A 13,766-nucleotide genomic window follows, 5' to 3' on the forward strand; every position below is an offset into this window, starting at 1 on the left:
TCATTGGTAGTGCGGGCTGTACGGATGGTAAACGGACGGTTGACCTGCTCCAAAATTAAACCCCTTTTCCATAAACACCAATACCCAGTAACCAGATATCCAACATTTTAAGCATACTCAGACCGATGGATACGTACAAGTACAAGTAAATTCCGGTATTTTTCACATATACGTATTTACCGATTTCATAGATTTGGGAGCTGTTTTTTTATCAAATCCCGCTACCTACCCAAAGATCCTTACCGCTTTTTATTCCTCCCCTAAGGCATTGAATTTGTACCTGCGCCGTTAAGACCGTCCGGTCCCTGTCAGAACTGATATTACCTGCTTATTTCAAGTAAATATCATGTATATGACCAATTTTACACTTCCCCGGTTGCTGCCCATATTCACTTTGCTCTTGGGGCTGATGCCATTACCTCGCCTGCAGGCACAACCCATGCTGTCGTTAAATCCGGTCGTACCTACCGGCCTCAGCGCTCCACTCGATGTGGTCAATGCTGGCGACGGTACCAACCGCCTATTCGTGGTAGAACGTGGTGGTACGATCAAAGTATTTGACGCCAACTACAACACGTTGGGGAATTTTCTCACCGTAACGGGTATTACTTCCGGGGGTGAGCAGGGGCTGCTTAGCCTTGCTTTTCATCCCAATTTCAACACCAACGGTTTCTTTTTCGTCTATTATACCAATACTGCCGGTGATGTTGAAATTGCCCGTTACCATGTTCAGTCGGGCAATCCCAACCAGGGAGATCCTGCCACCAAAACCGTCCTGCTGACAATCCCCAAATCGGAAACCAACCACAATGGGGGCAAACTCAATTTCGGCACAGACGGCTATCTCTATTTTGCGGTCGGGGATGGCGGCGGTACGGGCGATCCCGACAACAATGCGCAAAACGGCAATACCCTGCTGGGGAAAATGGTCCGTATCGATGTCAACAACTTCACTACCCCACCCTACTACAGTGTTCCGCCCACAAATCCCTATGTAAATGCCACCGACACCCTGCATAGCATCTATGCCTTCGGCCTGCGCAACCCCTGGCGCTGGAGCTTTGACCGCAGCAATGGTGACCTTTGGCTGGCAGACGTAGGACAGGACGCAGCAGAGGAGATCAACTACCGCCCCGCCAATGCGACCGGCAACATCAATTATGGCTGGCGTTGCTACGAAGGAACAGCTACCTACAATACAAGTGGCTGCCTGCCAGCATCCCAATACGTCAATCCCATCTTCACCTATCCGCACAACAATACAACGGGAGGATTTTCCGTAACCGGAGGATATGTATACCGCGGTACACAATTCCCGACACTGTCAGGCTACTACGTTTGCGCCGACTATCTCTCCGACAATTTTTGGTTGATCAAGCCCAATGGGGCTACCTGGGAGGTAACCCAACAAGGTGGTTTGCCAGGCGGTATTGCAGGATTCGGAGAAACGGAAAGCGGGGAACTTTTGGCCGTATCATTAACCGGCATGCTGTACCAGGTCGCTGTTGCCAGTGCTTTACCCGTCACCATGATCTCCTTTACAGCAGCCTCACAAGCAGGATACAATGAACTTCGCTGGACCACAGCACGCGAGATCGACCTGCAATCATTCTTTATTGAATTCAGCACCGATGGCACTACCTGGACCGGCGCCGGTACCGTACTGGCCACCCGGAAGAACACCGACGCCGATTATTATTACAAACACCCGACCAACTACTACGGCACTGTTTTCTATCGCCTTAAACTGATCGATCTCGATAGCAGCTTTACCTATAGTCGCGTCATCAGCGTAGATACCGATCCGGGTAGAGGAAAAGAAATGCAGTTATTCCCCACCGCCGTTTCCTACGGGCAACTTCAGGTACAGCTGAACGAACCATTTATGAATATGCAGGTATTCAATATGCAGGGACAGATCCTGATGGTCAAGAACCTGCAAAACCAGACCGGTGTCATACGACTGGATGTCAGTAACTTCAGCAAAGGGATGTATACCGTCGTGGTTAGCCGCGCCGATAAAACCATCAGTAAAACCTTTATGGTACAATAACCATTGTCAATATCATCATCCGAAAACCCGGCTGAAAGGCCGGGTTTTTAATTACCTCCTGCTGCACCCAAAAAATATTTCGCACATTTGTCCTGCCCGATGTCCTTCATTCGTCCTGTGCACGGTAATCCTATTATTTATCTCAAAACGATGTTATGAAAGAGTTTATGTTCATCTTCAAAGGCCCCCATGTCGAAGACATGAATATGAGCGCCGATGAATTCCAGACCTATATGTACAAATGGATCAGCTGGGTCAATCAGCTAAAAGCTGAGGGCATTTACATCGAAGGACGCCCGCTCACCAAAGCCGGTAAAGTGATCGCGGGAAAATCACCCGTAGTAACAGACGGACCTTTCACCGAAAGCAAGGAGCTGGTAGGTGGCTATTTTATCATCAGGGCGAAGGACATCGATGAAGCCGTGCAGCACGCCCAGGGATTCCCCGACTTTGGTATGGAGGGCAGTGTGGAGATCAGAGAAGTACAGGAAGTACCCGGCGAAGACTAACCAACCGTCAACCTTTTTATTCCTTGCAGGCAGTTGTCGCAGCCCGCGACAACTGCCTGCATAACACTCCGCAATGACATCTAACTCCTCTCAGCAGCTGGTAGATCATCTTTTCAGGCACGAATCCGGCCGGATGATTGCCGTATTGACCCGGGTGTTCGGTACCCACAACCTCGCTATGGTGGAAGATGTAGTGCAGGAAGCATTTTTCAAAGCTGTACAGACCTGGCGGTTTGGCCAATTACCGGACAATCCCGGGGCCTGGCTGATGCGCGTCGCGAGGAACAAAGCCATCGATATAATCCGGCGCGAAAGGCATCAACGAAAATATTCACAAGAGCTCGAACACCTGCTACAAAAAGACACGGATGAAACCGTTGGGCAATTCTTTCTCGACACAGAGATGGCAGATAGCCAACTGCGCATGATCTTCGCGTGCTGCCACCCTGCATTGAAAGAAGAAGACCAGATTGCCCTTACCCTTAAAACCGTATCCGGATTCAGTGCCGCCGAGATTGCGCGGGCATTGGTGACCAACGAAGCCACGATCCAGAAACGCCTGTACCGCGCCAGGCAGTTCCTGCAGGAAGAGCATATTCCCCTGGAAATACCAACAGGAACACAACTTCAATCCAGGATCGACATGGTATATGCCACCCTATACCTACTCTTCAATGAAGGATATAATTCTGGCAAAGAACATGAACTGATTCGTCGCGACCTGTGCGTAGAAGCCATGCGCCTGGGGCTGCTGCTTTCTCAACATCCGGCAGGCGCCCGTCCCGCCACCTTTGCGTTGCTGGCCCTCATGTGTTTTCAGGCCTCCCGCTTCGAAAGCCGGATAGGAAGCGATAATAATATTATTCTGCTGCAGCACCAGGACCGCAGCACCTGGGATAAGAATCTGATACAACAGGGCTTTCATTTTCTCAATCACTCCTCGCAGGGAAATACCCTGACCGTTTACCATGTTGAATCAGCCATCGCGGCAGAACATTGCATGGCCAACAGTTTTGTGGCCACCAACTGGCAGCACATGCGGCACCTTTACGACCTGCTACTGGACCTGAAACCATCACCCACGGTACAACTGAACCGTGCCATTGTACTCGCGCAAACCGATGGCGCCTCAACTGCTCTGCGGGAGATATGGCTTATAGAAGGGATTGAAAAGCTACTGGCCAGCCAATACCTCTACAATGCTGTCATGGGCGATCTTTATAGGCAACTTCTTGACAGTAACAACGCCTGTAAATACCTCCAAAGGGCCCTTACACTTACCACCTCATCGGCTGAGAAAAAACTCATCCTGGAAAAGATCAAACTGGCTGAACACGCAAAACTGAATTGATCACCTATTGCCAAAACCCACTACTACATCCATTCCCTCTAACTTCGCCAACCGCCCTACAGGCAATAGCATGGAGCCATAATGGCTGAATCAGCCTATACCGACAAGCCTGCTCAAATTTGCCACCAGGCCAGTACATTTGTAACATGAAGATATGGACGGTAGGCTTGCTGAGTTTGCTCGGGATACAATTGACCATGCAGGCACAGACGCGCAGAGAAGATATTTATTCCAATTTCGTATTGTATGAGAAAAGAGCCTGGCTCGCAAAAGACCTGCGTGATAACGTCGTTGGGTATACCTTCACGCAAGCTATCGACAGCAATACCGAATACCGGTTCGAATCGGCCTGCCTGGCCATCGCTCAATACCAGTTTGCCGGTGAAGATGTAGCCAACGGGTTCAACAAACTCTTTCTCGCCTACGACTCACTGGAATACGATACCCGGAGAGCCTTGCTGGAAGCGGTGTATGCCATATACCCCAGCACCTATGTACAACAGCTAACACGGGTATTGCAGCAGGAAACACATCCGAAGCTTTTTGCGATGGCAGCTAGCTACCTGTTTCGCCACGATCGTTCTACCGCCAATACTAACGACATCAAGATCAGGATGGTAGAACAGTTCAGTAATTACGATTCTATTCCTTTGTTACTGGCACTTGAACAACACCTCAATAGTTACACCGCGGCTGTTGCACGCAAAACACCCGACCTTTCCACCCTTTTCAAGTACCAGTCAGATCGTAAACAAAAAACGGTATACTCCCTGCAGCGTTGGAACCGTGACTACCCCGGCATCGCCATCGTACAGGATGCGGGCGGCAAGTTCATGCGTCATCCGGACGGGCGCCTCATGATCTTCGAGCAACTGGCCCGTTCTGCCTCCGACCTACCCTGGTTCATTACGAATGGTAGCACACCCCAGGGAGTATACAGCTTGCAGGGTACCGCCGTTTCGAGAAATGCGCTGATTGGTCCTACCCCTAACCTGCAATTGATCATGCCCAATGAAAACAGCTGGGACAAATACTTTCAGCTGCCCCCCTGGGAACATTGGGACAGCACCCGTGATTCCCTGGTCACTTACCTCGAGTTATTGCCACCCTCCTGGCGCCAATATGCACCCATGAAAGAAGCCTTCCAGGCCGGCAAGATAGGCCGGTCGGAGATCATTGCCCATGGCACCGCCATTGATCCCAAATACTTCAGCAATAAACTCTGGTACCCGCTTTCCCCCACCAACGGCTGCCTATGCGCCAAAGAACTCTGGAACGAATCGAATGGCCGGTTGCTGGTCAGCGAGCAATACAATCTCGTCAGCGCGTTTAATGCCACCAAAGGCGGCAAGGGATATCTTTATGTCATCAATCTCGATAACCAGCAGGCGCCCGTTAGCCGGGCAGAGGTAGAGCGTTTGGTAAAGGCTTATGAAAAAGGCCGCTGAACAGTTGCTTGTTCAATACGGCACTCATTAGCTCTTTCCAGTCAATAAAAAAACTGCCTCCCTTGCGGGAGGCAGCCTATAGTTTAAGAGGTATTAAAGTAAATTAGTCTTTAACCCGGTTCAATTGCTTTACTTCACCGGAGCACAATGCCCTGTTGTAAATGCGAATATCATCCACAACCCCATTCAGGAAATAAGGATATTGCGTATTGTTCGTCTTTCCTATATATACATCAGAACTGTTTGGTGTGAATACAGCAGGATCGACGCTTTTTTTGATCAGTACTCCATCTACATATATTCGTGATTCATTGTCGCCGTAGGTATATACAACATTGTACCAGGTGCTTTTCTTAACGAAGAAGCTATCGGTTACTGCAGCAGTACCGCCACTTCCGTAATTATTTCCGTAGGCACCGGAGAACCTCATCCTTGTAGTATCCCTTGGGGTATAGCAGTCTCCGAGATAATCAGCAAACCGAAGTGCATAATAGCCATCTGTATAATCGTCATAGCCCTGCTTGCCTATGATTTGGTTGCCTTTGCAGAACCCAGCGTAAAAACCATTCACCTTAACAATAGCTGAAATGGTGATGGCAGTTTGCGGATTTAGACTGGTACTGTTGGCTACACGCATGTAACTGTTGGTGCCGTCGAACAAATAAGCACCATTTGCCTTCCCATTACGATCGGTCGTCTTCGTGGCATTATTGAACACGATATGGTTACCTTTACCGCTGCTATCATTCAGGTTACCGCCATTGAAATTATACCAGGCTACCAGTCCGTCTTTCAGGTCATAACAATTACAATCGACAGTATCCCGGATTGTCAGGGTATCTCTTATAGTCAAAGTGTCTTTGACGTAAATCGTATCGAATATTGGATCAGGTGTACAAGACACCAATTGAGTTCCAGTGGAGAAAAAGAGGAAGTATAAGAACAAACTTCCTGAAAACAGCTTTAACAGTTTCATAAATAGAGTTTTAAGGTCTTGAAGGTCAAAAATACCAATCCCAAGCTAATTCCGTGGGGAAGTTCGTATTCGTGCAGATTTAGGCCATAAGTGTGCAGATTTGGCGGATAAGTGTGCAGGCAGGTCCGTTAAAATTCGGCTTATTGGCCTTTGCCCACCGCCTGCAAAAAGGCCTCCTGGTAATCGGGTCGGTCGCTCAAATTGTTGTGGCCAGCCTCCTGCAAGGTGATCAGCGTATCGCCAGGTTTGAACAGGGTGCTCAACTTTTGTGAAGATCCATAGTAGATCACTTCATCAGCATCTCCATGGAAAATGGTGACCGGCATTTTACACTGCGGCAGAAACCGGAAAGTCTCAAATCGATATTTCAATACAAAGGTGGGCAGTACGGGATAGTAGTGTTGCATCATATCCGTCAGGCTATAATAAGGAGCTTGCAGGATCAACATGCGGGCATCATTGTGCGCCGCCAACCAGGTAGCCGCCCCCGTGCCGATCGAATAACCCAGAATGATGGTTTCCCTGACAGCATACCGTGCTGAAAGGCTATCATACACAGATTGCACGTCGTCAAAAAAACGCTGCTGACCATTGATCTTCCCTTCACTTTTTCCATAACCCCGGTAATCGAGCATAAATACATCATACCCACTGGCTGTATAGAAGTCCGCTGCCTCACCCCAACCGGCCAGGCTACCGGCATTTCCATGCAGGTAAAAAATAAGCCGCCGGCTACTGTCTGCCTTGAAGAGCACACCATGAAGCTGCACGCCATCGGCCATGGTAAATTGTAGCTCTTCATGGGCAGCAGGAAACCGGAACCGATAATCATCCGGTAACTTTTCAGGGTAGAAGATCAGTTTCTCCTGCAGGAAGTAAGCAAGGCAACATATAAGCAGGTATCCGGCAGTAACGATGAGGAAAAATCGTAGCAGCAGGCGCTTGGTACGAGGCGACATAGCATTTCTTTAGGATCACAATATAAAGAAATGCCCCGCTATTGCGGGGCATCCTTACTTAAACTATAAAACAGTGGGTTAGTAACCAATTTAAAACGGCAGGTCATCCATGGGTTCAGCAAAATTGCCACCAACGGATGATGCAGGTGCCGTAGTGTTGACAGGAGCCGTATAGCTGTTGTTGCCATACCCACTACTTGGATTGTCTCCACCGCCTTCACCGCGGCTGCCCAGCAATTGAATATTCTGTACGCGCAACGTCAGTGATACTCCAGTTGTTCCATCATTTTTGGAGTAGGTCCTGATGTCGGGTGTTCCTTCCACATACACTTGTGTACCTTTTTTCAGGTAAGGAGCAATACCGGTACGATCTGTCCAGTAAGCACACTCTACCCAAATCGTTTTATCTTTTTGGTTGCCCTGTGCATCACGGAACTTTTCAGTATGAGCAACATTGAAGTTGATCACATTTTTTCCATTCACGGTGTTGGTAACACAATCCTTGCCCAGGTTACCGATTGCTTGTAGTTTGATCATACTTAATAAAATTTAGCTTCGTACTAATAGTTTTCAAACGGCAATTTACAGTTTCCATCAACAGAAACCATAAATAGAATCCCGATGTTGATATCGTGTGGGTAGCTGGCCAACGCTGCATACATTCGTCTACAGCCACGCTGAAAATAAAAGCAACTTCAGCGAGATCGCCGATATCGTTTATCCATTATTGGTACCTATCTCAAGCTATCATCGAATCATGCACAGGGAACAATCAAACGGGTGTACAACACCTCCCTCGCAACAGAAGATGTTCAACCTTCCCATCGGCTCTATAGAAATGCTGATTTCAGCAATGAGCGGTACCGCAACCACAACGCCCCCCCTTTGAATACATCCGATGCTGACCAGGATGGTAAACGCGAGCAGTAAGCCCTGGCACTATTTTCCGTCCATCGGTTGGCGACGATCGCAAAACCCAAGCATGATGATTGATTATAAATACATTACAACAGCCTAGCCCCTTATTTCGAGTTGGCTGCGAGTCCGTTCCGCCATTTTCACCACTGCAGGAGTAGCCTACAATACCCGAATCCGACAATTGCCTCCTCCCGCTTCTTCCGCCTCCGCCGAACAGTTTGTATATTTGCCTGTTATTCTCCATACTAAACAAGGAACCATGAGTCGTAAAGGAAAAGTGCTGGTAGCCATGAGCGGCGGTATCGATAGTACGGTAGCCGCGCTGATGCTCAACGACCAGGGATATGAAGTGGTGGGTATTACCATGAAAACCTGGGATTATGCCGCCAGCGGAGGCAGTAAAAAAGAAACAGGCTGCTGTAATGTAGACTCTTTCAATGATGCCCGGATGGCAGCCGTACAACACGGCTTCCCCCACTATATATTGGATATCAGGGATGAATTTGGCGATTTTGTGATCGAGAACTTCGTAGACGAGTACCTCGCCGGACGCACGCCCAATCCCTGCGTTATGTGCAATACCCACATCAAATGGCGCGCGCTGCTGAAAAGAGCCGATGCCCTCGGTTGCGAATTCATTGCTACCGGGCACTACGGCAATATCCACCAGCATACCAATGGACGCCATTATATCAGCAAAGGCGTTGATGATACCAAAGATCAGAGCTATGTGCTCTGGGGCCTCCAGCAGGATCTGCTGGCCCGCACCCTGCTCCCTCTGGGTAATTTCCGGAAAACCGAGATCCGCCAGATGGCATTGGACTACGGTTACCCCGAACTGGCCAAAAAGAGCGAAAGTTATGAGATCTGTTTCGTGCCCGACAATGACTACCGCGGCTTTTTAAAGCGCCGGGTAGATGGCCTGGAAGAGAAAGTGGCCGGAGGCAATTTCGTCGACAAGGCGGGAAAAGTGCTGGGTAAGCACAAAGGGTATCCCTTTTACACCATCGGGCAACGCAAGGGCCTGGATATTGCTTTTGGTAAACCCGTCTATGTGACCAACATCATCCCGGAAACCAATACCGTGATGCTGGGCGACGAAGAAGACCTTAGCCGGCACGAAATGCTGGTCAGCAAGATCAACTGGCTCAAGTATGATGGAGTAACCGACGGGATGGAAGCAAACACTAAGATCCGCTACAAGGACAAAGGAACCCTATCCAACCTGTACACCCACGAGCGTGGGGTAATGGTCAGGTTTTTCGAAGATGCCAAGGGAATCGCACCGGGTCAGAGCGCCGTCTTTTATGAAGGCAATGACGTGATCGGCGGCGGTATCATTCAACGCGGATAATGACCTGCCCCAACCCGGGCAAGGCCATTCTGAACTGATTTTCAAGCAATAATTGCCCCTATAAAACGTTATCAGAACCGGGAAAATACCATTTTCCCGTTTTTTTTATTGCTGGCTGCCCCATCCAGGCATCGCTGGCCAACGTATCTAAAGAGACAACGAAAAAAGAATTAACATTGTCCTTCAGGCAGATAAATATAGAATCTAACCGGTTTACCATGAAAAGACACGTTACCCTGTATTCACTCGTAGCCATGCTGGTCCTGCTGGTCGCTATTAGTGGATGTGATAAAGAAACGGATCAGTCAACTTTTGAAACACCAGATCAATACATACCCCTGCAAGTGGGAAAATATATCAGGTACCAGGTCGATTCGCTGATCTGGCTCAATGTAGGCGACAATTACGCCATCAGGTCATACCAGGCGAAGGATGTGGTAGAAGGTACCGGGACCGACCTGCTCGGCCGCCCCTCCTGGCGGGTACAGCGCTATATGCGCTCGCTGAAAAGCACCAATGAGGCCGAATGGGCGCCAGCCTTCAACTACGAGGTGGTGCGGGCAGGTAACAACATCGAACTTGTCGAAAACAACCTGCGCTTTGTAAAAATGCAGACTCCCCTGGTGGAAGGCCGAGGATTCATGGGCAATGGCTATCTCCCCAGCAGCCTCTACTACGATCAATTTAAACTAACGATAACCGGTAATATCGGCAAATGGGAATCCACCTACGAAGAATTCGGTGCGGCCGAGATCAATGGTAAAAACTACGACAGTACCATTACCGTTACCATGGTCAACGATTCGATCGAAGTGCCCATCATCGATCGCTCACGGTCTGCTTCCAAAACAGTATGGGTGGAAAAATATGCCAAAGGAATTGGCCTCATTTACCGCGACGTGGCGCTCTGGGAATACAACCCGCCTTCACTCGGCAATGCTGCCTCCTATGCAGGTTTCGGCATCAGGTTGACGATACTCGATCACAACTAAACAACACACAAACCGAAAAAGCTGGCTGTATGAGAAACATCACCTGGTTGCTCTTGCTGACAGCTTGCTTTCATACAGCCAGGGCACAATACAGTCGCTACCTGATCCAATTCACCGATAAGAAAGGTACGGCCCACAGCCTGACCACGCCCAACACGTACCTTTCTCCCAAAGCCCTGGCGCGGCGTACTATTCAGCATATTCCTATCGACTCTACCGACCTGCCCGTTTCGGCCACCTATCTCGATAGCTTGCGTAAACTACCACAGGTGACGGTGATCAATACCTCCAAATGGCTTAACCAGGCCCTGATACAAACCAACGATCCGGCTGCCCTGGCAAAGATCAACAGTTATCCTTTTGTACGCATGGGCGCCCCGATCGGCAAACGGGAAACTGCCGGCAACAGCACCGCCACAAAGGAAAGATTCCTGGAAACAGTGGTACCACTGGATCATCCGGCCAGTTATGTGGCAACACGGCAGCAAGGAGCAATGGGCCTCAATTACGGTAATACCTACAACCAGATACATATTCACAGGGGCGAATACCTGCACGATCGCGGACTCACCGGCAATGGCATCACCATCGCAATACTTGATGCCGGGTTCCGTAACTACCACACCAATCCGGCACTCGACAGTGTACGGCTTCAAAACCGCCTATTGGGTACCTGGGATTATGTAGCTAACGAACCCAGTGTAACCGAAGACGACACCCATGGCCTGTATTGCTTCAGCATTCTGGCATCCAACAAACCCGGACAGCTCGTTGGCACTGCCCCACATGCGAGCTATTGGCTGTTACGAACAGAGAATCCCGCCAGTGAATATCCTGTAGAAGAACAATACTGGGCAGCCGCGGCTGAATTTGCGGATAGTGCAGGCGTCGACATGATCTCGTCTTCATTGGGCTATATCGATTTCGACGATCACAGCTTTGATCATACCTACGCCCAACGGGATGGCAATACCTCCCTCATTACCCGCGCAGCCGATTGGGCTGCCCGCAAAGGCATGATCGTAATGAACAGTGCCGGCAACAACGGCGCCCGCACCGATGACCTCAAATTCATCTCCTGCCCGGCAGATGGCGACAGCGTGGTAGCAGTAGGCGCCACCACCCCTACCGGGGCCATCGCCTCCTTCAGTAGTTGGGGGCCCAACGGTAAGGGTACGCTGAAACCCAATATCGTATCGGTAGGCCAGGGCACGGTGATCGCGAGCCTTACAGGTACGCCCTCTTCTGGTAATGGCACCTCTTTTTCCAATCCCAATATAGCCGGCCTGATCGCTTGTTTATGGCAGGCATTTCCTGAAGTGGGTAATATGAAGATCATCGATGCCGTGCAAAGAAGTGCCGATCGTTATAACAATCCCGACATACGTTTTGGCTACGGATTGCCGGACTTCAAAAAAGCCCTGGTACTGTTGACGCAACAACAGGCAAAAACATCCGCAGCCTATAACAATTGTGTAGTGAGCCTCGATTGGACCAGCCAGGACGATACAGGCGTAGTTTATTCCATCACCCGTAAACTGCCGGGCGAAAATAACTTCTCGCTGCTCCGCACGGTAGCTGCCACTTCCACCACCTTCAAAAAGAACAGTCACACCATCAACGACACCTTAACGACAGCCGGTATCGGAACGGTCACTTACCAGCTGGTACAGCGCATCGGTACTGATACTTCGTTTCTTATCGGCACGGTACAACAGCAGGTCAGCAATACCTGCTTCCCGGCCAATACCACGCGGGTGATGCCCAATCCCTTCAACAACGAACTGAAGATCGTCGCCAATACACCGGAGGCCATACCCGACCTCTCGATACAGGTATATGATGACCAGGGCAAACTGATCTATCAGCAGCAACAATCCAAACCTGCCGGATACAGGCAATACACGCTCTACACCGCCGGATGGCCCAACGGTCTATATAAAATAACCTTGAACAAAGGGAATAAACGTTTCTACGATCAGAAGATCATCAAACTTCCTTAAGATTTGCGCATCAATGCCGCAAACATGGTATCGGCCTGGTTGCTATATCCTTTCAGTAGCTCTATATGTAGCGCTTCCAAGCCCTCATGCTCCTGCATGTACTGTACCACCGCTTCATTTTCATCGCGGAATACCGAACAGGTAATATACAGCAAAAGCCCCCCTGCCGGTAGCTGCGTGCCCACGCGGGCAACGATCTTCTTTTGCAAGGTTTGATATCGGAGAATCGCGGCCTGGTCGAAATAAAATAGTTGCTCCGGGGTACGGCTCCAGGTACCCGAACCAGAACAAGGCACATCTGCCAGGATGAGGACTGGCGGTATCGCCAGGGCAAGGTTTGCCTGTGGATTGCTCAGGTCAGCCACAAAGGAGCGGTAACGGGTTATACCGGCTTCGGCAAACCGTTTTTTCAGGTTGGCAATGATCGAGTCCCTGATATCCGATACCGTAAGGTCTATCTTACCGAACACGTCGAAGGCAAGAATTGATTTACCCCCACTGGCAGCACAACAATCCCATACCGGTAAAGCGGCTGTGTTGGTAATGCGCTCTTTGACCAGCTGCAAAAACTTACCGACCCGCTGCGAACTAAGGTCCTGCACCACCGCGTCCTGGTTCAATACAATCACCTCATCCACTTTCGAAGCATTGGGCAAGGCGATGGCATCCTCCGATGCCATGGCATACGTAATATTTGCTGCCGTCAGCTTTTGCTGCACCACCGCGCGTTTGCCAGGGCGGCATCGCAGGAACAAATGCGGCTGCACAAAAAAAGAAGTACAAAAAGCCAATGCGTCCATGCCCGTGCTCAGCTCATCTGCCCAGGGAAAGACAGCAGCCAACGATTCCTCCCCCGCTACCATCGTCCATTTATCGGCAAACGGTAATGCGGCCTGCTCATTCCATGCCGGCTTCAGTTGTGCCAGCACTTCATTGGGTGCCTGGCTACATAAAAAAAGGCCTGCTACGATCCGCTCGGGAACCGGTAGCTGCTCCAATCCTTTACCTGCCCGGAAATAACAGTAGCAAAGATGGCTAATGCTGCGGCGGTCCCGGGAGCCAAACTTCTTATCCTTCCGGAAGAACTCTTTAATGAAGAGACCAAAAGGCTGTTGACCCTTGTATTGATCGAGAACCTGAACAGCCGTATTGAGATGCGCAAAGAATTTCATCCGCTGCAAGATAGCAAAAACGCGGTTGGGC

11 protein-coding genes are annotated in these 13,766 nt (G+C 49.8%); 7 read left to right on the plus strand and 4 right to left on the minus strand.

The genetic code is table 11. The features are described from left to right. Nucleotides 1-352: 352 nt before the first annotated feature. The 4 genes from P2W70_RS12580 (at nucleotide 353) to P2W70_RS12595 (ending at nucleotide 5,361) form a co-directional block, all read left to right on the plus strand. On the plus strand, nucleotides 353-2,053 hold the full coding sequence (locus P2W70_RS12580; protein ID WP_276481820.1) for a PQQ-dependent sugar dehydrogenase: 1,701 nt from the start codon (nucleotides 353-355) through the stop codon (nucleotides 2,051-2,053). Between the two features lie 155 nt (nucleotides 2,054-2,208). Continuing rightward, the gene (locus tag P2W70_RS12585) at nucleotides 2,209-2,562 is read left to right on the plus strand and encodes a YciI family protein (protein ID WP_276481821.1); all 354 of its coding nucleotides are present in this window, start codon (nucleotides 2,209-2,211) and stop codon (nucleotides 2,560-2,562) included. Between the two features lie 73 nt (nucleotides 2,563-2,635). Continuing rightward, nucleotides 2,636-3,913: an RNA polymerase sigma factor gene (locus P2W70_RS12590; RefSeq protein ID WP_276481822.1), complete on the plus strand. Its 1,278-nt coding sequence runs from the start codon at nucleotides 2,636-2,638 to the stop codon at nucleotides 3,911-3,913. Nucleotides 3,914-4,059: 146 nt separating this feature from the next. After that, entirely contained in the window at nucleotides 4,060-5,361 is a 1,302-nt protein-coding gene (locus P2W70_RS12595) for a hypothetical protein (protein ID WP_276481823.1), read from the plus strand. 103 nt (nucleotides 5,362-5,464) lie between these two features. Here P2W70_RS12595 and P2W70_RS12600 read toward each other — a convergent pair whose 3' ends face one another. The 3 genes from P2W70_RS12600 to P2W70_RS12610 all read right to left on the minus strand — a co-directional run bounded on the left by P2W70_RS12600 (nucleotide 5,465) and on the right by P2W70_RS12610 (nucleotide 7,833). Next, a complete protein-coding gene (locus P2W70_RS12600; RefSeq protein WP_276481824.1) occupies nucleotides 5,465-6,337 on the minus strand; it encodes a LamG domain-containing protein in 873 nt (290 codons plus the stop codon). 140 nt (nucleotides 6,338-6,477) lie between these two features. Then, nucleotides 6,478-7,296: an alpha/beta hydrolase gene (locus tag P2W70_RS12605; RefSeq protein WP_276481825.1), complete on the minus strand. Its 819-nt coding sequence runs from the start codon at nucleotides 7,294-7,296 to the stop codon at nucleotides 6,478-6,480. Between the two features lie 90 nt (nucleotides 7,297-7,386). Beyond that, nucleotides 7,387-7,833, minus strand: a complete 447-nt coding sequence (locus P2W70_RS12610) for a single-stranded DNA-binding protein (protein ID WP_276481826.1) — start codon at nucleotides 7,831-7,833, stop codon at nucleotides 7,387-7,389. Between the two features lie 640 nt (nucleotides 7,834-8,473). Here P2W70_RS12610 and mnmA point away from each other — a divergent pair. The 3 genes from mnmA (at nucleotide 8,474) to P2W70_RS12625 (ending at nucleotide 12,563) form a co-directional block, all read left to right on the plus strand. Continuing rightward, complete coding sequence (gene mnmA, locus P2W70_RS12615) at nucleotides 8,474-9,568, plus strand: tRNA 2-thiouridine(34) synthase MnmA (RefSeq protein WP_276481827.1); 1,095 nt, start codon at nucleotides 8,474-8,476, stop codon at nucleotides 9,566-9,568. 218 nt (nucleotides 9,569-9,786) lie between these two features. Continuing rightward, entirely contained in the window at nucleotides 9,787-10,560 is a 774-nt protein-coding gene (locus P2W70_RS12620; protein ID WP_276481828.1) for a hypothetical protein, read from the plus strand. A 29-nt stretch (nucleotides 10,561-10,589) separates the two neighbouring features. Beyond that, nucleotides 10,590-12,563: a S8 family serine peptidase gene (locus P2W70_RS12625; RefSeq protein ID WP_276481829.1), complete on the plus strand. Its 1,974-nt coding sequence runs from the start codon at nucleotides 10,590-10,592 to the stop codon at nucleotides 12,561-12,563. On the opposite strand, the gene P2W70_RS12630 is transcribed toward P2W70_RS12625, so the two are convergent. After that, on the minus strand, nucleotides 12,560-13,735 hold the full coding sequence (locus P2W70_RS12630; protein ID WP_276481830.1) for an RsmB/NOP family class I SAM-dependent RNA methyltransferase: 1,176 nt from the start codon (nucleotides 13,733-13,735) through the stop codon (nucleotides 12,560-12,562). The genes P2W70_RS12625 and P2W70_RS12630 overlap by 4 nt on opposite strands. Between the last annotated feature and the right edge of the window lie 31 nt (nucleotides 13,736-13,766).

Origin of the sequence: Paraflavitalea pollutisoli, from assembly GCF_029360705.1 — a bacterium.
Taxonomy (GTDB): Bacteria; Bacteroidota; Bacteroidia; order Chitinophagales; family Chitinophagaceae; genus Paraflavitalea; species Paraflavitalea pollutisoli.

Excerpts from the sequence above, each read along its gene's own strand:
- P2W70_RS12605 (WP_276481825.1), bottom strand. The coding sequence starts at position 7,296 with ATGTCGCCTCGTACCAAGCGCCTGCTGCTACGATTTTTCCTCATCGTT.
- mnmA (WP_276481827.1), top strand. The coding sequence starts at position 8,474 with ATGAGTCGTAAAGGAAAAGTGCTGGTAGCCATGAGCGGCGGTATCGAT.
- P2W70_RS12595 (WP_276481823.1), top strand. The coding sequence starts at position 4,060 with ATGAAGATATGGACGGTAGGCTTGCTGAGTTTGCTCGGGATACAATTG.
- P2W70_RS12590 (WP_276481822.1), top strand. The coding sequence starts at position 2,636 with ATGACATCTAACTCCTCTCAGCAGCTGGTAGATCATCTTTTCAGGCAC.
- P2W70_RS12630 (WP_276481830.1), bottom strand. The coding sequence starts at position 13,735 with ATGAAATTCTTTGCGCATCTCAATACGGCTGTTCAGGTTCTCGATCAA.
- P2W70_RS12610 (WP_276481826.1), bottom strand. The coding sequence starts at position 7,833 with ATGATCAAACTACAAGCAATCGGTAACCTGGGCAAGGATTGTGTTACC.
- P2W70_RS12620 (WP_276481828.1), top strand. The coding sequence starts at position 9,787 with ATGAAAAGACACGTTACCCTGTATTCACTCGTAGCCATGCTGGTCCTG.
- P2W70_RS12600 (WP_276481824.1), bottom strand. The coding sequence starts at position 6,337 with ATGAAACTGTTAAAGCTGTTTTCAGGAAGTTTGTTCTTATACTTCCTC.
- P2W70_RS12580 (WP_276481820.1), top strand. The coding sequence starts at position 353 with ATGACCAATTTTACACTTCCCCGGTTGCTGCCCATATTCACTTTGCTC.
- P2W70_RS12625 (WP_276481829.1), top strand. The coding sequence starts at position 10,590 with ATGAGAAACATCACCTGGTTGCTCTTGCTGACAGCTTGCTTTCATACA.
- P2W70_RS12585 (WP_276481821.1), top strand. The coding sequence starts at position 2,209 with ATGAAAGAGTTTATGTTCATCTTCAAAGGCCCCCATGTCGAAGACATG.